The organism is Stenotrophomonas sp. Br8, assembly GCF_014763005.1.
In the GTDB taxonomy this organism is placed as follows: Bacteria; Pseudomonadota; Gammaproteobacteria; order Xanthomonadales; family Xanthomonadaceae; genus Stenotrophomonas; species Stenotrophomonas lactitubi.
On record NZ_JACGTN010000004.1, the window covers coordinates 36,526 to 58,710 of the forward strand.

The 22,185-nt window shown below is 68.0% G+C and carries 21 protein-coding genes; 15 read left to right on the top strand and 6 right to left on the bottom strand.

Translation table 11 applies throughout. From position 1 onward, the window contains the following. Window positions 1-20 precede the first annotated feature (20 nt). The 9 genes from H3005_RS04045 (at window position 21) to H3005_RS04085 (ending at window position 8,523) form a co-directional block, all read left to right on the top strand. A complete protein-coding gene (locus tag H3005_RS04045) occupies window positions 21-620 on the top strand; it encodes a 4'-phosphopantetheinyl transferase superfamily protein (protein ID WP_089237883.1) in 600 nt (199 codons plus the stop codon). 39 nt (window positions 621-659) lie between these two features. Next, on the top strand, window positions 660-1,298 hold the full coding sequence (gene rsmG / locus H3005_RS04050; RefSeq protein WP_099819925.1) for a 16S rRNA (guanine(527)-N(7))-methyltransferase RsmG: 639 nt from the start codon (window positions 660-662) through the stop codon (window positions 1,296-1,298). Window positions 1,299-1,410: 112 nt separating this feature from the next. Continuing rightward, on the top strand, window positions 1,411-2,208 hold the full coding sequence (locus H3005_RS04055; RefSeq protein WP_025878788.1) for a ParA family protein: 798 nt from the start codon (window positions 1,411-1,413) through the stop codon (window positions 2,206-2,208). After that, entirely contained in the window at window positions 2,208-3,128 is a 921-nt protein-coding gene (locus tag H3005_RS04060; RefSeq protein WP_089237881.1) for a ParB/RepB/Spo0J family partition protein, read from the top strand. Before H3005_RS04055 ends, H3005_RS04060 begins: the two co-directional genes overlap by 1 nt. A 142-nt stretch (window positions 3,129-3,270) precedes the next feature. Next, on the top strand, window positions 3,271-3,996 hold the full coding sequence (locus H3005_RS04065) for a suppressor of fused domain protein (protein WP_100554025.1): 726 nt from the start codon (window positions 3,271-3,273) through the stop codon (window positions 3,994-3,996). Window positions 3,997-4,060: 64 nt separating this feature from the next. Then, window positions 4,061-5,026 carry an NAD-dependent epimerase/dehydratase family protein gene (locus H3005_RS04070; RefSeq protein ID WP_100554024.1) on the top strand — a complete coding sequence of 322 codons (966 nt, stop codon included), beginning with the start codon at window positions 4,061-4,063 and terminating at the stop codon, window positions 5,024-5,026. A 90-nt stretch (window positions 5,027-5,116) separates the two neighbouring features. Beyond that, entirely contained in the window at window positions 5,117-5,839 is a 723-nt protein-coding gene (locus H3005_RS04075; protein ID WP_100554023.1) for a glycosyltransferase family 2 protein, read from the top strand. Further along, window positions 5,839-6,186, top strand: a complete 348-nt coding sequence (locus H3005_RS04080; protein WP_032973852.1) for a lipid-A-disaccharide synthase N-terminal domain-containing protein — start codon at window positions 5,839-5,841, stop codon at window positions 6,184-6,186. The genes H3005_RS04075 and H3005_RS04080 overlap by 1 nt, the downstream gene beginning before the upstream one ends. 564 nt (window positions 6,187-6,750) lie before the next feature. Next, a complete protein-coding gene (locus H3005_RS04085) occupies window positions 6,751-8,523 on the top strand; it encodes a DUF885 family protein (protein ID WP_100554236.1) in 1,773 nt (590 codons plus the stop codon). A gap of 101 nt (window positions 8,524-8,624) precedes the next feature. Here H3005_RS04085 and H3005_RS04090 read toward each other — a convergent pair whose 3' ends face one another. The 5 genes from H3005_RS04090 to H3005_RS04110 all read right to left on the bottom strand — a co-directional run bounded on the left by H3005_RS04090 (window position 8,625) and on the right by H3005_RS04110 (window position 15,376). Next, window positions 8,625-11,834 carry a CusA/CzcA family heavy metal efflux RND transporter gene (locus H3005_RS04090; RefSeq protein WP_191077606.1) on the bottom strand — a complete coding sequence of 1,070 codons (3,210 nt, stop codon included), beginning with the start codon at window positions 11,832-11,834 and terminating at the stop codon, window positions 8,625-8,627. Between the two features lie 9 nt (window positions 11,835-11,843). Continuing rightward, window positions 11,844-13,043, bottom strand: coding sequence for an efflux RND transporter periplasmic adaptor subunit (locus H3005_RS04095; RefSeq protein WP_100554021.1), 1,200 nt, complete (start codon window positions 13,041-13,043; stop codon window positions 11,844-11,846). After that, window positions 13,040-14,293, bottom strand: coding sequence for a TolC family protein (locus H3005_RS04100; RefSeq protein WP_100554020.1), 1,254 nt, complete (start codon window positions 14,291-14,293; stop codon window positions 13,040-13,042). The genes H3005_RS04095 and H3005_RS04100 overlap by 4 nt, the downstream gene beginning before the upstream one ends. A 56-nt stretch (window positions 14,294-14,349) precedes the next feature. Next, on the bottom strand, window positions 14,350-14,694 hold the full coding sequence (locus H3005_RS04105; protein ID WP_100461982.1) for a hypothetical protein: 345 nt from the start codon (window positions 14,692-14,694) through the stop codon (window positions 14,350-14,352). Between the two features lie 283 nt (window positions 14,695-14,977). Beyond that, window positions 14,978-15,376: a RidA family protein gene (locus H3005_RS04110; RefSeq protein ID WP_100554019.1), complete on the bottom strand. Its 399-nt coding sequence runs from the start codon at window positions 15,374-15,376 to the stop codon at window positions 14,978-14,980. 110 nt (window positions 15,377-15,486) lie between these two features. Here H3005_RS04110 and H3005_RS04115 point away from each other — a divergent pair, with 110 nt between their 5' ends. Continuing rightward, window positions 15,487-16,380 (top strand): LysR family transcriptional regulator, encoded by an 894-nt coding sequence (locus H3005_RS04115; RefSeq protein ID WP_100554018.1) that lies wholly within the window; start codon window positions 15,487-15,489, stop codon window positions 16,378-16,380. On the opposite strand, the gene H3005_RS04120 is transcribed toward H3005_RS04115, so the two are convergent. Then, window positions 16,349-17,581: a glycosyltransferase gene (locus H3005_RS04120; protein WP_100554017.1), complete on the bottom strand. Its 1,233-nt coding sequence runs from the start codon at window positions 17,579-17,581 to the stop codon at window positions 16,349-16,351. The two genes, H3005_RS04115 and H3005_RS04120, sit on opposite strands and share 32 nt — an antisense overlap. Before the next feature lie 205 nt (window positions 17,582-17,786). On the opposite strand from H3005_RS04120, the gene dnaQ reads away from it, so the two are divergent. The 5 genes from dnaQ (at window position 17,787) to H3005_RS04145 (ending at window position 22,176) form a co-directional block, all read left to right on the top strand. Continuing rightward, entirely contained in the window at window positions 17,787-18,296 is a 510-nt protein-coding gene (gene dnaQ / locus H3005_RS04125) for a DNA polymerase III subunit epsilon (protein ID WP_100554016.1), read from the top strand. Between the two features lie 395 nt (window positions 18,297-18,691). Next, window positions 18,692-18,928 (top strand): 50S ribosomal protein L28, encoded by a 237-nt coding sequence (rpmB, locus tag H3005_RS04130; RefSeq protein ID WP_005411638.1) that lies wholly within the window; start codon window positions 18,692-18,694, stop codon window positions 18,926-18,928. Between the two features lie 10 nt (window positions 18,929-18,938). Beyond that, the gene (rpmG, locus tag H3005_RS04135; protein WP_170272460.1) at window positions 18,939-19,106 is read left to right on the top strand and encodes a 50S ribosomal protein L33; all 168 of its coding nucleotides are present in this window, start codon (window positions 18,939-18,941) and stop codon (window positions 19,104-19,106) included. Window positions 19,107-19,311: 205 nt separating this feature from the next. Beyond that, the gene (gene cls / locus H3005_RS04140) at window positions 19,312-20,730 is read left to right on the top strand and encodes a cardiolipin synthase (RefSeq protein ID WP_089237853.1); all 1,419 of its coding nucleotides are present in this window, start codon (window positions 19,312-19,314) and stop codon (window positions 20,728-20,730) included. A 24-nt stretch (window positions 20,731-20,754) separates the two neighbouring features. Beyond that, on the top strand, window positions 20,755-22,176 hold the full coding sequence (locus H3005_RS04145) for an FAD/NAD(P)-binding protein (protein WP_191077607.1): 1,422 nt from the start codon (window positions 20,755-20,757) through the stop codon (window positions 22,174-22,176). Window positions 22,177-22,185: the final 9 nt, after the last annotated feature.

The following is a 22,185-nucleotide window of genomic DNA, read 5'->3' on the forward strand; positions in this document are numbered from 1 at the left end:
CCCGTGATGGCCGCGTGCGGATGAGCCTGCCAGCCACCCTCGACGGCCCCTGGCGGTTTGGTCCGGTTACGGTCTGGCGCTGCCCGCACGTGCCCGGTCAGCGCGGTGAGCCGCAGGCCCGGCAGGTGCTGGCACAGGCCCTGGGCGGCGAGCCGGATGCGCTGCCGCTGCTGCGCGATGACAAGGGCCGCCCCGAGCTGAGCGGCGCGCTGGCCCACTACGGCACCGGCTGGAGCCACAGCGGCGAGGTGCTGCTGGTGGCGCTGGGCGAGGGCGTGCGGTTGGGCGTGGACCTGGAACTGCTGCGGCCGCGCCCGCGCATGCTGGAAATCATCCAGCGCTTCTTCCATCCCGACGAAGTGGTCTGGCTGCAGGGCCTGGACGAGGCCGACCGCGAGCATTGGTTCTTCCGCGTCTGGTGCGCCAAGGAAGCCATGCTGAAGGCGCACGGGCAGGGCATTTCCTTTGGCCTGCACCGCCTGCAGCTGGCCCCGGCCGCCGATGGCGCGCTGCACCTGCGCTGGTGCGACCCGGAACTGGGCGAGGCGGCGCGCTGGCACCTGCACGAGTGGCAGGCCAGTGGCCAGTTCCGCGCCGCATTGGCCTGGTATCCGCAGTGAATCGCCGAATCTGCAGTGAAAACCGGCGATAATGTTGCAATGAGCGAACACGATCTTCCCGCCGGCGTAGCGTCCACGCTGCAGCAGGGCCTGGCCAGCATGGGCCTGGCCGCCGAGCTGGCCCCGCCGCTGCTGCGCTACCTGGCGTTGCTGCACCGCTGGAACGGCACCTACAACCTCACCGCCATCCGCGATCCGCAGGAAATGGTCACCCGCCATCTGCTTGATTCGCTGGCGATGCAGCCGTTCGTGGCCGATGGCAGCCTGGCCGACCTCGGTACCGGCCCCGGGTTGCCGGGCATCCCGCTGGCGATCGCCTGCCCGGGCCTGCAGGTCACCCTGGTGGAAAGCAACGGCAAGAAAGCCCGCTTCATGCGCGAGGCGGTGCGCCAGCTGGGCCTGGGCAATGCCCGCGTGGCCGAGTCGCGCGCCGAAGCGCTGGCCGAGCCGGGCAGCTACGATCAGCTGACCGCGCGCGCGATGGACACCCTGGCCGGCATCGTCCGCGTCGGTGGCCACCTGCTGCGCCCCGGTGGCGTGCTGCTGGCCATGAAGGGCGTCTACCCGCATGAGGAGATCGCAGCGCTGCCGGCCGGTTGGCAGGTGCGCGAGGTGGTCCCGCTGAGCGTGCCCGGCCTGGCCGGCGAACGCCATCTGGTCACTGTCACAGGCCCCTGAACCCCGCCGCCACCCCCTTGTGGAACAAGCGGTTGGCGATCCACGATTTCCGCACGGGCCCGGTTGTACGCATAATGACCGGTCCCAGCACACGTCGACGAGGCACACCCGCATGGCCCGCATCATCGCCATCGCCAACCAGAAGGGTGGCGTCGGCAAGACCACGACCGCCGTCAACCTGGCCGCTTCCCTGGCCAACGCACCCAAGCGCGTGCTGTTGGTCGACCTGGATTCCCAGGGCAACGCGACCATGGGCAGTGGCGTGGACAAGCGCGAGCTGGTCTCCTCCACCTACGATCTGCTGCTGGGCGAGTCCAGCGCTGCCGACGTGCGCGTGCAGACCGCCGAAGGCTACGACCTGTTGCCGGGCAACATCGACCTGACCGCGGCCGAGATCCAGCTGATGGCGCAGAGCGAGCGCGAGCAGCGCCTGAAGCGCGCGCTGGCGCCGATCCGCGACGAGTACGACTACATCCTGATCGACTGCCCGCCGGCACTTTCGCTGCTGACCCTGAACGCCCTGGCCGCCGCCGATTCGGTGATCGTGCCGATGCAGTGCGAGTACTACGCGCTGGAAGGCCTGAGCGCGCTGGTGGAAACCATCGAAGCGCTGCGCGCCAACCTCAACCCGGCGTTGGAGATCGAAGGCGTGCTGCGCACCATGTTCGATGTGCGCAACAACCTGGCCAATGCCGTGTCGGCCGAGCTCACCGAGCATTTCGGTGACCGCGTGTTCCGCACCATCGTGCCGCGCAACGTACGCCTGGCCGAGGCGCCCAGCCATGGCCAGAGCATCGTCGGCTACGATCGTGCTTCGCGTGGCGGCGTGGCCTACCTCGGCCTGGCCGGCGAGATCATCCGCCGCAACAACGAACGCAACAAGGCCACCAAGGCCGTGGAGACCGTCTGATGACCAGCAAGCCTGCCGCCAAGAAGCGTGGCCTCGGCCGCGGCCTGGACGCCCTGCTGGGGCCCAAGGGCGCGGTCAGCCAGGTGCAGGCCAGCACGGCGGTGATCGAGCCGCTGCCCGGTGAAGTGCTGCGCAAGCTGCCGGTAGGCCAGCTGCAGCCGGGCAAGTACCAGCCGCGTCGCGAAATGGACCAGGGCAAGCTGTCCGAACTGGCCGACTCGATCAAGTCGCAGGGCGTGATCCAGCCGATCCTGGTGCGCCAGCTGCCGGCAGGCAACTTCGAAATCGTCGCCGGTGAACGTCGCTGGCGCGCCTCGCAGCTGGCTGGCCTCGACGAAGTGCCGGTGGTGGTGCGCGAGCTGGAAGACCGCACCGTCATCGCGATGGCGCTGATCGAGAACATCCAGCGTGAAGACCTCAACCCGCTGGAAGAAGCCGAAGCGCTGCAGCGCCTTATCAGCGAATTCACCCTGACCCATGCCGAGGCGGCCGAGGCGGTCGGCCGCTCGCGCGCGGCGGTGTCCAACCTGCTGCGCCTGCTGGAGCTGCCGATCGCCATCCGCCTGCTGCTGGAAACGCGCCGGCTGGAGATGGGGCACGCCCGCGCGCTGCTGACCCTGGCCCCGGAACTGGCCAGCAAGCTGGCCCAGGAAGCGGCCGATGAGGGCTGGTCGGTGCGCGAGGTCGAGCGTCGTGCGCAGGCGTTCGCCGCCGGCAAGGTGCCGAGCAACCGTCCGCAGCCGGTGGCCAAGGTGCAGCAGGCCGATATCGCCTCGCTGGAGACCGAGCTGTCCGAAGTGCTGGGTACCTCGGTTGCGATCAACCATGGTCGCGGTGGCAAGGGCAAGCTGATCATCCATTACGCCAACCTGGACACGCTCGATGGCGTGCTGGAGCGGCTGCGCACGCGCCAGGGCTGACCCCGGCGCAGTTTCATGGGCGCACGGCCTGTTCCTGCCGTGCTCCGTCGATTGCAGGGAACGCACCGCCGCGCGTGCCGGAGGCCGCGTCGTCCACCGCAGGTGGGCCGCTCCGCCCCGTGGCTCATCCAGGGAGCAGGACATGACCATTGAAATCGACGACGTCAGCCCGGGCGGCAGCCCGATTCTCGTGCACAGCCGCGAGAAGGACTTCACCCCGGCCCACGGCGAAGAACACATCGAGGCGATCAGCGCCTACATCGAGCGTCATCTTGGCCCGATCTCCGGCGTCTTCCACGAAATCATCTCCGATATCGTGCACATCGACGTGCACGTGGTGCCGGCCAGCGACGCGTGTCCGTACCTGCGGCTGGTGACCTCGGGCATGAGCGATCTGCCGATGGCCGTGCCCGATGAGGTGGACGCCCCCCGGCACATGGAACTGATGGTGACCTTGCCGGCGGATTGGCCGATCACCCAGGATGCCTTCGAGGACGAACGCAACTATTGGCCGGTGCGCCTGTTGAAGACGCTGGCACGGCTGCCGCATGAGTACGACACCTGGCTGGGCTTCGGCCACACCATTCCCAACGGTCATCCGTCCGAGCCCTATGCGCCGGGCGTGGGATTCGATGGCGCCATCGTGCTGCCGCCGGTCACCACTCCGGACGACTTCGGCACGCTGGAGCTGGAAGACGGCAAGACCATCGAATTCATGGCGATCGTGCCGCTGTACCCGGAAGAGATGGATCTGAAGCTGAAGAAGGATTCGGAAACCCTGCTGGACCGCTTCGATGCGAAGAACATCCAGGATGTCATCCAGCCGGGGCGCACCAATGTGGCCAAGAAGCGTTTCGGCCTGTTCTAGGCCCTGCGCGTACCATCAAACTCTGTAACCGTTGAATTGACCGCTGAATTCCAGGCCCACCGCAATGACCATCCTGCTTACCGGCGCAGCCGGCTTCATCGGTGCCTACACCGCGCGTGCCCTGCTTGATGCGGGTCAGTCCGTGGTCGGCCTGGACAACTTCAACGATTACTACGACCCGCAGATCAAGCGCGACCGCGTGGCCGCACTGTGCCCGACGCTGGACCTGCGCACGCTGGACCTGACCGACCGCGACGGCCTGGCCGCGCTGTTCGACGAAATACAGCCGACGGCGGTGATCCACCTGGCCGCACAGGCCGGCGTGCGCTATTCGCTGGAAAACCCGCACGCCTACGTCGACAGCAACCTGGTCGGCTTCGTCAACATGCTCGAGCTGTGCCGCCACCGTGGCGTGCAGCATCTGGTGTATGCATCCAGCAGTTCGGTGTATGGCGATTCGGCTACGCCGCCGTTCTCCGAAGACCAGCGCGTGGACCAGCCGCGCTCGCTGTACGCAGCAACCAAGGCCGCCAATGAACTGATGGCCTACACCTACGCGCAGTTGTATGGCCTGCATGCCACCGGCCTGCGCTTCTTCACCGTGTACGGCCCGTGGGGTCGGCCGGACATGGCGCCGCTGCTGTTCTCGCGCGCGGTGCTGGCCGGTCGTTCGATCGATGTGTTCAACGAAGGCCGCATGCAGCGCGACTTCACACATGTCTCCGACATCGTTGCCGGTATTCTCGGCGCCCTCGCGCACCCGGCTGATGGTCCGGTGCCGCACCGGGTGTTCAACCTCGGCAACCACACGCCGGTCGAGCTGGAGCGCTTCATCGGCGTGATCGAGCAGGCCGCTGGTCGCCCCGCGCAGAAGGTGTACAAGCCGATGCAGCCGGGCGACATGGTACGCACGATGGCCGATACCCAGCGCGCACATGACGCATTTGGCTACGAACCGGTCATGCCGATCGAACAGGGCCTGCCGCCGGTGGTGCAGTGGTGCCGCGAGTATTTTGCTGATCGCGCGTGAGAACGCATCCTCACACTGCCGGATTCATCTTCGGATAACCTCGGCGTCGGAAAATGCGCGGTCTTTGTCCCTCCTTGGCCGAGTCCCCCCATGAGCCAACCCGAGCTGTCCGTCGTCGTCCCAGTATTCAACGAGCGCGACAACGTCGCGCCCCTGGTGGCCGAAATCACCGCTGCACTGCGCGGCCGGCTGCCGTTCGAGATCGTCTACATCGACGATCATTCGCGCGATGACACCCTGGCCGTGCTGCAGGGCCTGAAGGCCACCACGCCGGAACTGCGGGTGCTGCACCACGTTTCTCAGAGCGGGCAGAGCACCGCGGTACGTACCGGCGTCAAGCATGCGCGTGCACCGTGGATCGCCACCCTCGACGGTGATGGCCAGAACGATCCGGCCGACATCCCCAAGCTGCTGCAGGCCCGCGGTGCCGCCGATGCCCAGGTGAAGCTGTTCGCCGGCTGGCGCGTCAACCGCCAGGACAGCGGCAGCAAGCGCTGGGCCAGCAAGTGGGCCAACGCCATCCGCGCGCGCATGCTGCGCGATGACACCCCCGATACCGGCTGCGGCATCAAGCTGTTCGAGCGCAACGCCTTCCTCGATCTGCCGTACTTCGACCACATGCATCGCTACCTGCCGGCATTGATGCAGCGCGCCGGCTGGACGACCACCAGCGTGCCGGTCAATCATCGCCACCGCACTGCGGGCGTGTCCAAGTACAACAACCTCGGCCGCGCACTGGTCGGCATCCGCGACCTGCGTGGCGTGGCCTGGCTGATTACCCGCAGCAAGCGCACCGCGGTGGAAGAGCGATGATGGGTCTGGCGCTGCACTGGCTGGACCAGCCGCTGACCTGGCTGTACTGGACCGGCCTGCATGTGACTGGCTGGAAACTGATCGGCTACACCGGTGCGTTGATGTTTGGCGGCCGCTGGCTGGTCCAGTTCGTTGCTTCCAAGCGCGCCGGCAAGCCGGTGATCCCGCGCCTGTTCTGGTACATGAGCGTGGTCGGCAGCCTGATGACGCTGAGCTACTTCCTGTTCTCGGCCAAACAGGACTCGGTGGGCGTGCTGCAGAACCTGTTCCCTGCGTTCACCGCGTTGTACAGCCTGCAGCTGGACATCAAGCACCGCGGCTGGAAGCGGGACAAGGCCAGCCACTGAGACGTTGGTAGATGCCGACCTTGGTCGGCACCGCTGTGCATCGGTAGCGCCGGGCCATGCCCGGCGGCTCTGGGATGACCGCCAATGTCGGCCGCGCTGCGCGCTCGCGGGGCATGGCCCCGCGCTACCTCGCGCCTTCGGCGCTGGGGTCCCGGCCTGCGGCCGTTCCCGGTCCTGCCTGGGTAGTGCATCGGTAGCGCCGGGCCATGCCCGGCGGCTGTGGGATGACCGCCAACGTCGGCCGCGCTGTGCGCTCGCGGGGCATGGCCCCGCGCTACCGCGCGCCTTCGGCGCTGGGGTCCCGGCCTGCGGCCGTTCCCGGTCCTGCCTGGGTAGTGCATCGGTAGCGCCGGGCCATGCCCGGCGGCTGTGGGATGGTGGCCAACGTCGGCCGCGCTGCGCGCTCGCGGGGCATGGCCCCGCGCTACCTCGCGCCTTCGGCGCTGGGGTCCCGGCCTGCGGCCGTTCCCGGTCCTGCCTGCGCTGCAGGCAGGACCTTCGTCCCATGCCATGTGTGGTGCGGGGTGCCATGATCGGGGTCTGCCTTCCCGGGAACCTGTGCTCGTGAAAACCCGTCTTGCCGTAGCCCTGCTGATCGCTCTGTCTGCCCCTGCCGTGGCCCTGGCCGCCCCGCCCACCGCCACCGCGCCGGCCAGCGTGGCCACTGAATCTCCCGCCGATGCCGCCTTCCGCGCGCTGTACGAGAAGGAATGGAAGTGGCGCCAGGACGGCGGTGGCGAGGCCAGCGAGGACGAAGACGCCCCGGCCAACGCCACCCGCATGCCCGACGTCGGTGCGGCCGCGCAGCAGGCACGCCTGAAGGTATGGGACGAAACCCTGGCCGCGCTGAAGAAGATCGACCCGAAGACCCTGTCGCCCGACAACCAGGTCAACTACGCGATCTACCGCGACCAGGTGTTCAACCTGGCCGAAGAAGTGCGCCTGCGCGGCTACGAGATGCCGTTCAACGCCGACTCCTCGTTCTGGTCGAACCTGTCCTTCATGGCCCGGCGCGAGATGAAGAGCGCGCAGGACTACCAGAACTACATCGCGCGCCTGAATGATGTGCCGCGCTACTTCGACCAGCAGACCGAAAACATGCGCGCCGGCCTGAAGCGCGGCTTCAGCGTGCCGCGTGCGGTGCTCGATGGCCGCGAGGTGTCCATCGCCACCGTCGCCGAACTGAAGGACCCGACCGAGTCGCCGCTGTACGCGCCGTTCAAGAAGCTGCCCAACACCGTCCCGGTTGCCGAGCAGGCCAAGCTGCAGGCACAGGCCCGCGCGGCGATCAGCGGCAAGGTGGTGCCGGCGTTCCAGCAGCTGCGCACGTTCTTCGTCAACGAGTACGTGCCGCAGGCGCGTACCACCCTGGCCGCCGAAGCGATGCCCGACGGCAAGGCGTACTACAAGCAGCAGATCCACGAATACACCACGCTGGACCTGTCGCCGGACGAGATCCACCGCATCGGCCTGGATGAAGTGGCACGCATCCAGAAGGAAATGAACGACATCATCAAGCAGGTGAAGTTCAAGGGCAGCTTTGCCGAGTTCCTGACCTTCCTGCGTACCGACCCGCAGTTCTATGCCAAGACGCCGGAAGAACTGCTGTCGCGTGCCGCATGGATCTCCAAGCGTGCCGATGGCCAGCTCGGCAAGTACATGACATTGCCGCGCGCGCGCTTCACCATCGTGCCGGTGCCGCCGGACATCGCGCCGTTCTGGACCGCCGGCCGTGGTGGCATGGGCACCTATTGGCTCAACACCTACAACCTGCCGTCGCGCCCGCTGTACAACCTGCCGGCGCTGACCCTGCACGAATCCGATCCGGGCCATGCACTGCAGGGTGCCATCGCCGCCGAGCAGAAGAACCTGCCGGAGTTCCGCCGCAACGCCTACATCTCCGCCTATGGCGAAGGCTGGGCGCTGTACTGCGAGAAGCTGGGCGTGGAAATGGGCATCTACGAAACCCCGTACGAGGATTTCGGTCGCCTGACCTACGAGATGTGGCGCGCCACGCGCCTGGTGATCGACACTGGCGTGCACAGCAAGGGCTGGAGTCGCGAGCAGGCGCTGGCCTACCTGCGTGACCACACGGCGCTGAGCGAGCACGAAGTGACCACCGAAGTGGATCGCTACATTTCCTGGCCGGGCCAGGCGTTGAGCTACAAGCTCGGCGAGATCGCCATCGTGCGCCTGCGCGCGCAGGCGGAGAAGGAACTGGGTGACAAGTTCGACATCAAAGGCTTCCACGACACGCTGCTGAAGCAGGGCTCGGTGCCGTTGCCGGTACTGGAACAGCAGATCCAGGCGTACATCGCCGAACGCAAGAAGGCCTGACAGCCGTGTGGTCGGGTCGGAGCCCCGCCGGTGGCGGGGGTCCGACCCGGGCGCGGGGTCGGATCCCTTTCCCGCGGAAAGGGCTCCGACCCCCTCTCACCTCACCCCACCGTCCGCACCTTCGCCACGCGCGCAGCAAAGGTCGGCAGTACCAGCAGGGTCAGCACCGTGGCGGTGATCAAGCCGCCGATCACCACCGTCGCCAGCGGCTTCTGCACTTCCGCACCGGAACCACTGGCGATCGCCATCGGAATGAAGCCGACGATGGCCACCAGTGCGGTGGTCAGCACCGCGCGGATACGGCTGGACGCACCATTGATCGCGGCCATCATCGGCACGTCACCGGCGTCCAGGCGCTCACGGATCGCCTGCATCAAAACCAGGCCGTTGAGCGTGGCCACACCGGACACCGCGATGAAGCCCACCGCTGCCGACACCGAGAACGGCATGCCGCGCAGCAGCAGGGCGAGGATGCCGCCGACCAGCGCCAGCGGTACGCAGCTGAACACCAGTACCGCTTCCTTGCCGCTGCGCAGGGCCATGAACAGCAGGCTGCCGATCAGCAGGAACACCACCGGCACCACCGTGGCCAAGCGCTTTTCCGCACGCTGCAGGTTCTCGAACTGGCCACCCCAGGTCAGGTACGCACCCGGCGGCAGCGCCACCTCGGCCACGGCGGTCTGCGCCTCGCCAACGAAGCCGCCGAGATCGCGGCCACGCACGTTGGCCTGCACCACCACGCGGCGGCTGCCGTTGTTGCGGCTGATCTGGTTCGGCCCTTCGCTGACGCTGATGCGCGCGACCGAGGACAGCGGAATCACCACACCGGCTGGTGTGGCGATCGGCAGCGAGGCCAGCTGATCCGGGTCGTTGCGCGCGCTGTCATCCAGCCGCACCACCACATCGAAGCGACGGTCGCCCTCGAAGATCTTGCCGGCCGCCGTGCCGCCGATGCCGGTGGACAGCGCATCGCTGACGTCCGCGGCGGTCAATCCGTACTGCGCCGCTGCCACGTGGTCGATCTTGACGTTGAGCGTGGGCAGGCCGGAAATCTGCTCCACGCGCACATCGGCCGCGCCTTCCACCGCACGCAGTTTCAGCGCTACCTGGTCGGCCACCTTCTGCAGCTGGCTGAAGTCATCGCCGAAGATCATCACCGCCAGATCGGTCCGCACGCCGGAAATCAGCTCGTTGAAGCGCAGCTCGATCGGCTGGCTGAACTCGAAGCTGTTGCCCAGCTGCTGGCCGGCCAGCTTTTCGAAGCGGGCCACCAGCGCTTCCTTGCCCAGCTTCGGATCGGGCCAGTCCGCACGTGGCTTGAGCACGATCACGCTGTCGGAAATGTTGGTCGGCATCGGGTCGATCGCCGCTTCGGCGGTACCGGTACGCGAGAACACCGTTTCCACTTCCGGTTGCTTGGCAATGGCCTTTTCCAGCGCCAGCTGCATCGCCAGCGATTGCTCCAGTGAAGTGGACGGCACGCGCAATGCCTGCATCGCCACGTTGCCTTCATCCAGGGTAGGCATGAACTCGCGGCCGAGCAGGCCGAACGAACCAATACCCACCAGCAGCATCAGGCTCGCACCCGCCACCACCGACCGCGGCCGCGCGACGGCCAGGCGGATGATCGGCTCGATGCGCCCACGCAGCACGCGGATCAGCTTCGTTTCGTGCTCGCCATCATCGCTGTGTGCCTCGCCTTCCTTCAGCTTCGGCTCGCGCACCATCAGCGCGGCCATCGCCGGCACGAAGGTGAAGGAGAAGATGAAGGCACCCACCAGGGCCAGCATGAACGTGGCCGCCATCGGATGGAACGTCTTGCCCTCCACGCCTTCCAGGGTGAGGATCGGTGCGAACACCAGCAGGATGATCAGCTGTCCGAACGCTGCCGGTCGTGCCATCTTGCGCGCCGAATCGGCCGCGACGCGCAGGCGTTCCATCGCGGTCAACGCGCGGCCCAGTTCGGCACGACGCTGGCCCAGCATCAGCAGCGTCGACTCGATCACGATCACCGCGCCGTCCACCAGGATGCCGAAGTCCAGCGCACCCAGGCTCATCAGGTTGCCGCTGATGCCGAAGCGGTTCATGCCGATTACCGCGAACAGGAACGACAGCGGGATCACCAGTGCGGTGATCGTCGCTGCGCGCAGGTTGCCGAGCAGCAGGAACAGCACCACCACCACCAGCAACGCGCCCTCGGTGAGGTTCTTGGCCACGGTCTTGATCGTGGAATTGACCAGCACGCTGCGGTCCAGCACCGGCGCTGCCACGATGTCGGCCGGCAGCGACTTGTTCACCTGTTCCAGGCGCGCGGCGGCGGCCTGGGCCACGGTGCGGCTGTTGCCGCCGGCGATCATCAGCGCGGTACCGAGCACGGCTTCATGGCCGTTGCGGCTGGCCGCACCCAGGCGCGGTGCGCGGCTCAGTTCGACCTCGGCCACATCGGACACCCGTACCACCACGCCATTGCGGGTGGCCACAGGCGCTTGTGCCAGATCGTCGGTGGTCAGTGCCAGACCGTCGGCACGCACCACCAGGCCTTCGCCGGCACGCTGCACGAAGCCGGCACCGGCCTGCACGTTGGAGCGCTGCAGGGCCGTCACCAGATCGGCCAGGCCCAGGCCATGCGCGGCCAACCGCGCGCTGTCCGGATGCACGCCGTATTCCTTCACGTAGCCACCGACGGTGTCCACGCCCGCCAGCCCGGGGCTGGAACGCATCTGCGGCGCGATGATCCAGTCCTGCACGGTGCGCAGGTAGGTGGCGCGTTCTTCCGGCGTGCGCAGCAGATTGCCTTCCGGCGTGCGGTAGACCTCGCCGGCCTGCCAGCCTGCTTCGCCCGGCTTGGCCAGCTTCGCAGGGTCGAACGCGGTGAAGTCCACCGTCCACATCAACACCTCGCCGAGGCCGGTGGTGACCGGCGACAGCATCGGCGAGGCACCCTCGGGCAGCGCCTCGGCGGCCTCGCGCATGCGTTCGGCCACCTGCTGGCGGGCGAAGTAGATGTCGGTGGCATCGGTGAAGATCGCGGTGACCTGCGAGAAGCCATTGCGCGACAGCGAACGGGTGGTGGTCAGGCCGGGGATGCCGGCCAGCGCGGTTTCCAGCGGATAGGTCACCTGCCGCTCGATCTGCTCGGGCGTCAGTGCCGGAGCCACGGTGTTGATCTGCACCTGGCGGTTGGTGATGTCCGGTACCGCATCGATCGGCAGCTTGCCGAGCTGGAACAGGCCCACGGCGGCAATGAGTGCAGCCAGGGCCACGACCAGCCAGCGGTGGCGTACCGCGGTTTCAATGATGAGCTTGAACATGGAAGGTCCTCAGTGCCCGTGCTCGGCTTCGCCCTTGGCCAGTTCGGCCTTGAGCAGGAAAGCGTTGGCGCCGACGATGCGTTCGCTGCCGCTCAGGCCACCGAGGATCTCGATGCGGTCGCCGGCGCGTCGGCCGGCCAGCACCGGTTGCACCTTGAAGCCGCCCTCGACGGCGACGAACACCGCGCTGCTGCCATCCACGTTCTGCACGGCATCGGCCGGCACGCTCAACGCGCCGTCCTTGCCGTCGGTGACCACCACCGCCGACACCGGCGAACCGGCTGGCGGCAATGCCGCATTGACCGGCGTGGCACGTATCACCGCCACGCCGCCCTGCTGGCGCACATCGGCGGCCGAACCGGTGACGGTGGCACTGAAGCTGCCGCCCGGCACGGTCACTTCCAGCGTCATGCCCGGGCTGACCTGTGCGGCCAGCGCTGGCGGTGCGGTGAATACCAGCTCGTTCATCGACGGATCGGCGACGTCGGCCACCGGGCTGCCGGCTGCTACCACGCCACCGGGCGTGACCTGCACGTTGCCGACGATGCCGGCCACCGGGCTGGTGATGCGCACGCGGCCGCTGCTGTCGGGTGAACCGTTGGCGGCGGCCTGTGCCTGTGCGGCGGCGGCCTGCGCCTGTGCCGCCAGCGAGCGCGCGCGTGAGGTTTCCAGTTCCTGGCGGGCGACCACGCCCTGTTCGACCAGCGCCTTGTCACGGCCATGGGCCAGGCGCGCCGCCTCGGCTTCCGCAGCGGCGGCAACCGCATTGGCGCGGAACACCGCCGCCTCGCCGCTGACCACGATCGCCAGGGCCTGGTTCTGCTTCACCGCCGTACCCGGTGCAACCAGCACGCGCTCCACGCGCCCGGTCACGGTGGAGGCGACCGATGCACGCGCACCGATCGATGGCTCCACCCGGCCGGACAGCCGCGTCGAACCGCCGCCGCCGCGGCCGACGGCAACCACGTCGATGCCGGAGGCCTTGATCTGCTCGGGCGTCAGCTGCACCACGCCTTCATCGGCGTCGGGCACCTTGCGTGTTTCGGCCTTGGCTTCGGTGCTGTCAGCGGCATGACCATGGCCGTCGTCGGCCGCTGCCTTGCTGGCGGTATCCGATGCGTCCGGGGTCTGTGCGTTGCCGGAGCAGCCGGCCAGGAATACGGTCAGCAGCAGGCCACCAACCAGAGGGAAAGAGCGGGACAGGTTCATCGGGCCTCCACAAAAGGTGCGCGCCCTTCGAGGCGGGCGAGATCGATTTCCGCGCCGACGCGCGACAGACGCGCGTCCACAGCGGTGCCGCGGGCGGCGATGAGGGCACTGCGGGTGCTGCGCAGTTCCAGCTGCGAGATGCGTCCGGCGTCGAAGCCGACGCGGGCCAGGCGATAGGCTTCCTCGGCGGCGACCACGCTTTCGTCGGCCGCGCGGGTGCGGCTGCCGGCGGCCTTCAGGCCCGCCACGGCCGACAACCGTTCCGCTTCGCTGTCACGGCGCTGCTGGTCCAGCCGCGCCTCGGCCGCGCGCTGTTCGGCACTGGCGGCGCGGATGCCACCACGGTTGCGGTCGAACAACGGGATCGAGAGGCTGACGCCCAGCGTGTAGGCCTGCTCGCGGTCCTCGCGGAAACGCGTCTGCGCGGCCGTGACGCTGAGGTCGGGCAGGGCACGCTTGCGCTCCACATCGACCAGGCGACCGGCCGCATCAACTTCGGCTTCGGCGACACGCACGGCCAGTGCGACATCGATGGCGCCACGCGGCGCCGGCGGTGCGCGGTCGAGCAGGCTGTTGTCGATGGTCCGCACCGGTGCATCCAGCAGGGCCGCACCGGCCAGGCGGGCCAGTGCGGCATCGCGGAAGGCCTGCGCCTCATCCAGCGCGGCGCTGGCATTGGCCACTTCGCTTTGTGCCTGCACCGCGCGCAGCTGCGGCTCGCGGCCATGCTTGACCATGGCGGTGACCGCCGCCGCATCATCGCGGGTGAGCGTCAGCGCTTCGTCGGCCAGGGTGTAGCGACGCAGGGCGCTTTCCGCCTGTGCGTAGATCGCCGCCAGCTGGCTGGCGACATCGCTGCGGCTCTGCGAACCGCGCAGGGCAGCGGCCTGTGCCTCGGCGCGGGCGGCGCGGACGCGCGCGCCACGCTGGCCCCAGACCTCCAAGGGCTGGGACAGGGTAAGCACGGTGTCGGCCCTGCCCATGCCGCCGTAGGAGCCGGTGCCCCAGGCGTTTTCGGCGGACCAGGAAAGGGAGGGGTTGGGCAGCGCCCGGGCCTGGTCGGCGCGGGCGTCGGCCGCCTCGGCCAGTGCTGCGCCGACGCGGGCGCCGGGCAGCTGGTCGAGACGTTCAAGCAGGGTGTCGTACGAAGGTGCGGCTTGTGCGGCGACCTGTGCTGCGGGGATCAGGCCCAGCAGCACGGCGACGACCAGCCCGGCCGCGCGCGGCGACCGACGTGTCAGGATCGACATAGGGGGATTCCGGTTGTGAGTGAAACGGGAGCCCGCGATTGCGGGACGCGCTCAACTCACGCCCGGGGAGGACGTGCCAGTTCGTCCTGGGCGACCGCATAGGTCGCCGCGTCGCCTGCATTCATCCAGCGCGCCGGTTGCGGCGTGCCAAAGGCGGCGAAGGTGCTCGCCGGCAGGCTCAGGTTGGAGTGGTGGCAGTGGTTATGACTGCAGGCAGCGGTGTGCTTGCCGTCACTGTCATTGTCACCGTCGGGCTCTTCGGCAGCCGACTCCACATGCACCACCGTGCTGTCGTGCGGTTCCACCGCACACGCCAGGACATCGGCCACCGGCACGACCACGAACGCCGCCATCAGCAGCATCAGCAGGTACGAACGAAGGTGGCGGGCGATCCGGCGCATGGAGGGGAGGCTAGCAAGCGGTTTTCGGTGGATACAATATCAATGGCCACCTCGGGAATTCGTCGGAACCTCCCGTTCAGCTGCGCCGCGCACGGGACTGCTGCTCTGGTAGGTGCCGACCTTGGTCGGCACGCCTTTCGGTCCGTGGGGTGGGACACCGGAGGCGCTTCTGTAGAGCCGAGCCCATGCTCGGCTGCTGTCGCGCGACCAGCCGCCCCGGTAGGTGTCGACCTTGGTCGACACGCTTTTTGACCCCCGACACATTGCCGGCCAGCGGCTGGCACTACTGGTCTGCAGGCAGCTTCGCGATCACCTTGATCTCGAACTGGAAGCCATACAGCCAGGTCACGCCGATGCCGGTCAGGGTCGGGTGCGGTGCTTCGCCCCAGTACTCCGGCACGATCGCCCAGGCCTTTTCGAAGTTGGTTTCCGGGTCGACCAGGAACACAGTCACATCGACCACGTCGTCGAACGTGCAGCCGGCCGCGGCCAGCACTGCGTTGAGATTCTCGAAGGCGCGGCGCACCTGGGTCTCGAAGTCCGGCTCGGGCGAGCCGTCCTCGCGGCTGCCGACCTGGCCGGAGACGAACAGGAAGCCACTGGACCGGATCGCCGGTGAGTAACGGTTGCGCTCGTACAGCGCCTGCCGGCCGGCGGGAAAGACGACATCACGGTGGGACATAAGACGGATTCCAGACGGGAGGAGACCATCCTCCCCGCTGCCGCTGTCTGGATAAACCGTGATGATGCGTCTAGATTGATTAGAAATTCCAAACAATCAGGGTCGCTGACATGGACCGCTTCGAGGCGATGCGGGCCTTCGCCCGGGTGGTGGAGACCGGCAGCTTCACCCGCGCAGCGCACACGCTGCAGCTCAGCCGCACCACGGTCACGCAGCTGGTGCAGCAGCTGGAGGCACATCTGCGGCTGCGGCTGCTCAACCGCACCACGCGCCGGGTCAGTGTCACCGCCGATGGCGCGGCGTACTACCCGCGCATCGTGCGTCTGCTGGCCGAGCTGGAAGAGGTCGAGGGTGGGCTGGGCGATGCCGCCGCTCTGCCGCGTGGGCGCCTGCGCATCGACGTTCCCGGCCCGTTCGCACGGCTGCTGCTGGTGCCGGCGCTGCCCGGCTTCCAGGCGCGCTACCCGGACATCCAGCTGGAGGTGGGGGTCAGCGACCGCGAGGTCGATGTGATCGCCGACAACGTCGACTGCGTGATCCGCGGCGGAACCCCGGCCGACCCGGCGCTGGTGGCGCGGCCGCTGGCGAGCCTGCCGATCGGCTTCCATGCCAGCCCAGGCTATGTGCAGCAGTTCGGTGCGCCGGACCACCCGCGCGCGCTGCAAGGGCCGGACCACCACACGGTCGGTTTCCTCAGCCCGCGCAGTGGCCGTGCCCGCGTGTTCACCGCGCAGCGCGGCGCCGAGCGCATCGAGGTGCAGGGGCGCTATTCCATCGGCTTCGATGATGGCAATGCCTATCTGGCGGCGGGTCTGGCCGGCCTCGGCGTGGTCGCGCTGCCCAGCTACATGGCCGAACCGCATGTAGCGCGCGGCGAGTTGCTGCCCGTACTGCAGGATTGGCAATTGCCGCCGATGCCGATGCACGTGATGTTCCCGCCGAACCGGCACATGAGCCAGCGGCTGCGGGTGTTCATTGACTGGGTGGTGGAGACGTTGGGCTGAGCCACCGCTCGATCGCCGCCACGCCGCATGCCACACCATCCTCGTTCGCCATTGCAGCGCCCAGCGCGGCTGCACGCGCGCGCGTATCCGCATGCTCGGCGAACGCCAGTGCAGCGGCCAACGCCTGCGGCTGCAGCCGTTTCGGTGACAGCGGCGCAGGCGCTACGCCCAGGCGCTGCAGGCGATCGGCCCAGAAGAACTGGTCGGCGGCGAACGGCATCACCATCGACGGTATGCCGGCGCGACAGGCCGAATGCGTGGTGCCGCTGCCACCATGATGGATCGCCAGCGCGCAGCGCGGCAGCAAGGCTTCATGCGGGGTGGGCCCGATCACCAGCACCGTGTCGGGCAGCGCCATGTCGGGCACGCCGACCCAACCGGGGAACAGCAGCACGCGGCGCGGTGCCAGCGCTGCCAACAGCGCCGGCAACACGCGTTCGCGGTCGAAGCCGGTCATGCTGCCAAAGCCCAGGTAGACCGGCGGTGGCCCTGCATCGAGGAAGGCCTGTAGTTCGGCTGACGGCTGCCACGGCGCTGCGGGTGCCGACCACTGGCCGCATACGAGGTGGTCGGCCGGCCAGTCCGAAGGCGGCGGCAACAGCTGTGGCGAGACGCCGTACAGCATCGGCAGGCCGGTCCAGAGCGAGCGTCGTGGCGGCTGCCCGGCGTGCTGGCGGGCAGCGTTTATCGGGCCGCGGAACTGCCGCCAGATCAGGCCGTTGACCAGCCCGTAGCTGGCCCGGTTCAACCATCCCGGTGAGCGCCCGGGTGGCAGGAAGGGCGAGCGGAATGCGCGCGTCGGCGTCAGCGGAATCATGCCGGCGCCGATCACCGGAAGACCACGACGTTCGCCGACGCTCATGCCGACGAACGCCGCCAGGCCGCCGGTCAGGATCGCATCGCAGCCCTCGGCCGCAGCATCGGCCTGGCGCATCCAGCCGGCAACGTGCTGCAGCGCCATCCGTGCCAGCCCGGTGCTGGCGGCGGCCACGCCGTTGCCGCGTGAGACCAGCGCTACCACCTCATCGTGGATGTCGCCTTCAAGCGCGGCGTGCGGGACGCCCATTGTTTTCGCGCTGCCCAGAGTGCCGCCGTCGGCCAGCAGCATGACGTCGTGGCCGGCCGCGATCAGCCCGTGGCAGAGCATGACCAGCGGGCGCGTATCGCCTTCGGTGCCGTAGGTGAGGGCCAGCAGTCGCATTGGAAGCTCCGCAGTGAGGCGCCAGTATGCCGGGATCACACCGCGTGCCCCTGCGCTGCCGCTGGCGCACGACATGGGACAATCCAGCATCATCTGCCCCCGTTGCACGGGGCGCGCGTAACAGGATCCAGCATCGAATGACTGCACTGCCCTCACTACCATCCTTTGTCTCCCGCATGCCCGTTGCTGCATACGGGTGTGGGGCATGAGCCGCGTCGTCGCGCTGGACACCGAAACCACCGGCATCTCGCATCGTCTGGGCCACCGGGTGATTGAAATCGGGGCGGTGGAACTGATCGATGGTCAGCTCAGCGGCCGCCAGTTCCACACCTATCTGCAGCCGCAGCGCAAAGTGGACTGGGGCGCGCAGCGCGTGCACGGCATCAGCGATGCGATGCTGGTGGGCAAGCCGCTGTTCGCGAGCAAGGCCGCCGAGCTGCTGGAGTTCCTGCGTGGCAGCGAGATGGTCGCGCACAACGCTACCTTCGACGTCGGCTTCCTCGACAACGAGCTGCGCCTGGCCGGCATTGCCGATGGGCTGGCCCAGCACTGCCGCGTGACCTGCAGCCTGAAGCTGGCGCGGGGGCGCTGGCCCGGCCAGGGCAACAAGCTGGACGATGTGCTGCAGCGCCTGCGCATTCCCGGTAATCGTGGCCTGCACGGCGCGCTGAAGGACGCCCATCTGCTGGCCCAGGTCATTCCACACCTGCGCTGAGCTGGCCCTGTCGCTGTTGTAGAGCCGAGCCGACGCTCGGCTGCTTCCCCCCGTATGACCCAGCCGAGCGTGGGCTATGCCGGTCGTCCTGACCGTCACCCTACGGGCCGTCGCAAGCGACGTTGGCAGCGGCTCCTGCCGCTACCTTCGGCTCTACAAGGGCCCCCGTCGCCGTGTTCAGCCTTGCCCTGTGGGTAACTTGCGCAAGTGCTTGAACCCGTGCATAATGCGCGGCTCGCTGTGTCCGGTTTTCTATCGGGCGGCGCCCCCGGGAGCACGTCCCCGGCCGCCCAACGCCAGCGTAACCCTTTGATTCTCTTGACGTGTGGTGGGCAACCATCGAGGCCGCCGTCTCCCGGGCTACGGGCTGACACAACTTACTATCGAGGTGCGCCATGTCCCGCGTATGCCAGGTTTCCGGCAAGCGAGTGCAGACGGGTAACAACGTCTCGCACGCCAACAACAAGACCCGTCGTCGTTTCCTGCCGAATCTGCACGAGCGCCGCTTCTGGGTTGCCAGCGAGAACCGCTGGGTGAAGCTTCGTGTTTCCGCGCATGCACTGCGCACCATCGACAAGAACGGTATCGATTCCGTTCTGGCTGAGCTGCGTGCGCGCGGCGAAAAGGTCTGAGGAGTAGACGATCATGGCAGGCAAGCGCGATAAGGTCCGTATGATTTCGACCGCTGGTACCGGTCACTTCTACACGACCGACAAGAACAAGAAGAACACCCCGGGGAAGATGGAATTCTCCAAGTACGATCCGGTCGTGCGCAAGCACGTCCCGTACAAGGAAGGCAAGATCAAGTAATCCGCAAGGATTGCTGATTGCCTCCGAAGAAACCCGCCCTCGTGGCGGGTTTTTTTGTGGCTCCCCGCCCCCGGTAGGTGTCGACCTTGGTCGGCACGTTCCGACCCCGGTGGGTGCCGACCGTTGGTCGGCACGCTTGGCGCGGCTCGACTCTACCCACCCCGCTGGGCAGAATGGCCCATCACCCTCCCGACGGGCGCGCCTGATGCTGTTCGAGTGGTTGCTGGGTTCGTATCTGCTGCTGATCGACTGGCTGATCCGGCTGGTGGCGCTGTGCTGGATCCCCACCCGCACTACGCCGGGCGCGGCGCGCAGCTGGCTGCTGCTGGTCGGCTTCGTGCCGCTGCTGGGCCTGCCGCTGTACCTGCTGTTCGGGCATCCGTGGTTGTCGCGCGAACGCATCCGCCGGCAGGCCGAGGCCTCGCAGGTGATCCGCGAGGAACAGGCGCTGCAGCGCCGCCTGCGCTGGACGCCGCAGCCCGATTCGGCCAGCGCCGAAGTGGTGCCGCTGGTGCAGCGTCAGGGCGATTTCATGCCGGTGCACGGCAACGCGGTCGATCTGCTGACCGACTACGACGAATCACTGCACAACCTGATCGCCGACATCGACCAGGCCCAGGACCGGGTGCACCTGCTGTATTACCTGATGTTCGATGACACCGTGGGCGAGGCCATCGTCGAAGCCCTGCAGCGTGCCGCAGCGCGTGGCGTGCAGTGCCGCGTGCTGCTGGATGCGGTGGGCGCCAAGCGCGGCCTTCGCGCGTACAGCAAGCGGCTGCGGTCACGTGACGTCGAAGTGCGCGCGATGCTGCCCGGCGGACTGCGCTGGCGCCGCAGCGGGCGCATGGACCTGCGCAACCACCGCAAGATCGCGGTGATCGACAACGAAGTGGGCTATGTCGGTTCGCAGAACCTGGCGCGGCCTGAATTCGTGGCCGGCCACCCCAACCGTGAACTGGTGGCGCGCGTGCGCGGGCCGGCGGTGGCGCACCTTGAAGCGGTGTTCGCCAGCGACTGGTACATCGAAACCGGGCAGCGCCTGGACGTCATCGCCGACGTGCCGGTGTGCAGCGAGGACATCGCCACCCAGCTGCTGCCCAGCGGCCCGGCCTACCCCTACAGCAACGCGCGCGATGCGGTGGCCGCGCTGATCCATCTTGCCCGGCGCCGGCTTGTGATGGTGACGCCGTACTTCGTGCCCGACGAAGCAACGCTGAGTGCACTGCGCATCGCCGCACTGTCCGGCGTGCAGGTGCAGCTGATCCTGTCGGCCAGCAACAACCAGCGGCTGACCTCGTGGGCGCAGGAGGCCTACTACGACGAGCTGCTGCGCTGCGGGGTGCAGATCGCGCTGTACGAGCCGCAGTTCCTGCATGCCAAGCACATGAGCGTGGACGAGGACATCGCCGTGCTGGGGTCGATCAACATGGATATCCGCTCGTTCGCGCTGAATGCCGAAATCGGCCTGATCTGCTACGACCGTCAACTGGTCACGCAGCTGATCGCCATCGAGGACGACTATCTGCGCCAGTCACGCCTGCTGGACCTGGAGCAGTGGCGCAAGCGCCCAGCGTGGCTGCGCAGCCGCGAGGGCATCGCGCGCCTGGCCGATGCATTGATGTAGGCCGGCGCCAGCCGGGCAGGGGCGATGGCCTACAATCGGCGCATGACTGATTCACCGCGTAATGGCGAACTGGACCTGGCGATCATCGGTGGTGGTGCGGCCGGGGTGCTGGTGGCGATCCAGGTGTTGCGCCAGGCCCGGGCGCCGCTGGCGCTGGCCATCTTCGAACCCGCCTCGCAGCTGGCACAGGGCATCGCCTATGCCACGCCGTGGCCGGAGCATCTGCTGAACGTGCCGGCGGCGAAGATGAGTGCGTTCCCCGACCAGCCCGGCGACTTCCTCGATTACCTGCAGACGGCCAACGCCTATCCGGGCGAGGCGCGCGAGGTGCTGGGCGAGCGTTACGTGTGTCGCCACTACTTCGCCGCTTATCTGCAGCAGCGCCTGCGCGAGGCCGAAGCGGCCAGCGCAGCCCGATTGCAGGTCATCGCCCAACCGGTGCTGGCGCTGCATGCCGATGACCACGGTTACCAATTGCAGCTGGGCGATGGCCAAACGCTGCATGCAGCGCAGGCGGTGATCGCTACCGGCAACAGCATGCGGCCGCTGCCAGTGGACGGCGCCGACGCGCTGCCCGCCGATGACGTGGTCGAAGCCTGGGATTACGACGGCGTGCGCACGCTGGCCGGTGGCCATGCACTGGCCATCGTCGGCTCCGGGCTGAGCATGGCGGACACCGTGTTGGCGCTCGTGGCCGCCGGTCACAGCGGGCCGCTGCACGTGATCTCGCGCCATGGCCTGCTGCCGTTGCCGCATGCACACGGTGGCCTGCCGGCGTTCGACCCGCAGGAGCTGCTGACGATGACCCTGCGCCAGCGTCTGCGTGCACTGCGCCAGCACGCACGGCAGGCACAGGCCGATGGCATCCCATGGCAGGGCGTGATGGATCGCATCCGCCCGCATGGCCAGGCACTGTGGCTTAGTCTGGGCGAGGCCGACCAGCGCCGCTTCCTGCGCCACGTGGTGCGCTACTGGGATGTGCACCGCCACCGCATCGCTGAACCGGTGGCCGAGCAGTTGCAGGCGCTGCAGGCCCGCGGCCAGCTGCGCGTCCACCGCGCCCGCCTGCAACGCGTGTGGCGCGACGGGGACGCCCTGTGGCTGTCGGGTCGCGAGGCGGGCGGCGGCAACGTGCAGTGGACGATCGGCGCGGTGGTCAATGCCACGGGCGTGGAAACCCGCGCCTCGGCGCTGCGCAACCCCTTGCTGCAGCAGCTGCAGGCCGATGGACTGGCCCGTCCCGGTCCGCATGGGCTGGGCCTGGACAGCAGTGTGCCCGGCGACCGGCTGTGCGCAGCGGGCGGCCAGTCGCAGGCGCGCCTGGGCGTACTCGGCAGCCTGCGCATCGGCAACCTGTGGGAAAGCCTGGCGGTGCCTGAACTGCGTCAGCAGGCACAGGCACTGGCCGCACAGGTGGTCGCAGGAGCTGCGACGTCGATGCCGTAAAATGGAGGC

Excerpts from the sequence above, each read along its gene's own strand:
- H3005_RS04045 (WP_089237883.1), top strand. The coding sequence starts at position 21 with ATGAGCCTGCCAGCCACCCTCGACGGCCCCTGGCGGTTTGGTCCGGTT.
- rsmG (WP_099819925.1), top strand. The coding sequence starts at position 660 with ATGAGCGAACACGATCTTCCCGCCGGCGTAGCGTCCACGCTGCAGCAG.
- H3005_RS04055 (WP_025878788.1), top strand. The coding sequence starts at position 1,411 with ATGGCCCGCATCATCGCCATCGCCAACCAGAAGGGTGGCGTCGGCAAG.
- H3005_RS04060 (WP_089237881.1), top strand. The coding sequence starts at position 2,208 with ATGACCAGCAAGCCTGCCGCCAAGAAGCGTGGCCTCGGCCGCGGCCTG.
- H3005_RS04065 (WP_100554025.1), top strand. The coding sequence starts at position 3,271 with ATGACCATTGAAATCGACGACGTCAGCCCGGGCGGCAGCCCGATTCTC.
- H3005_RS04070 (WP_100554024.1), top strand. The coding sequence starts at position 4,061 with ATGACCATCCTGCTTACCGGCGCAGCCGGCTTCATCGGTGCCTACACC.
- H3005_RS04075 (WP_100554023.1), top strand. The coding sequence starts at position 5,117 with ATGAGCCAACCCGAGCTGTCCGTCGTCGTCCCAGTATTCAACGAGCGC.
- H3005_RS04080 (WP_032973852.1), top strand. The coding sequence starts at position 5,839 with ATGGGTCTGGCGCTGCACTGGCTGGACCAGCCGCTGACCTGGCTGTAC.
- H3005_RS04090 (WP_191077606.1), bottom strand. The coding sequence starts at position 11,834 with ATGTTCAAGCTCATCATTGAAACCGCGGTACGCCACCGCTGGCTGGTC.
- H3005_RS04095 (WP_100554021.1), bottom strand. The coding sequence starts at position 13,043 with ATGAACCTGTCCCGCTCTTTCCCTCTGGTTGGTGGCCTGCTGCTGACC.
- H3005_RS04100 (WP_100554020.1), bottom strand. The coding sequence starts at position 14,293 with ATGTCGATCCTGACACGTCGGTCGCCGCGCGCGGCCGGGCTGGTCGTC.
- H3005_RS04105 (WP_100461982.1), bottom strand. The coding sequence starts at position 14,694 with ATGCGCCGGATCGCCCGCCACCTTCGTTCGTACCTGCTGATGCTGCTG.
- H3005_RS04110 (WP_100554019.1), bottom strand. The coding sequence starts at position 15,376 with ATGTCCCACCGTGATGTCGTCTTTCCCGCCGGCCGGCAGGCGCTGTAC.
- H3005_RS04115 (WP_100554018.1), top strand. The coding sequence starts at position 15,487 with ATGGACCGCTTCGAGGCGATGCGGGCCTTCGCCCGGGTGGTGGAGACC.
- H3005_RS04120 (WP_100554017.1), bottom strand. The coding sequence starts at position 17,581 with ATGCGACTGCTGGCCCTCACCTACGGCACCGAAGGCGATACGCGCCCG.
- dnaQ (WP_100554016.1), top strand. The coding sequence starts at position 17,787 with ATGAGCCGCGTCGTCGCGCTGGACACCGAAACCACCGGCATCTCGCAT.
- rpmB (WP_005411638.1), top strand. The coding sequence starts at position 18,692 with ATGTCCCGCGTATGCCAGGTTTCCGGCAAGCGAGTGCAGACGGGTAAC.
- cls (WP_089237853.1), top strand. The coding sequence starts at position 19,312 with ATGCTGTTCGAGTGGTTGCTGGGTTCGTATCTGCTGCTGATCGACTGG.
- H3005_RS04145 (WP_191077607.1), top strand. The coding sequence starts at position 20,755 with ATGGCCTACAATCGGCGCATGACTGATTCACCGCGTAATGGCGAACTG.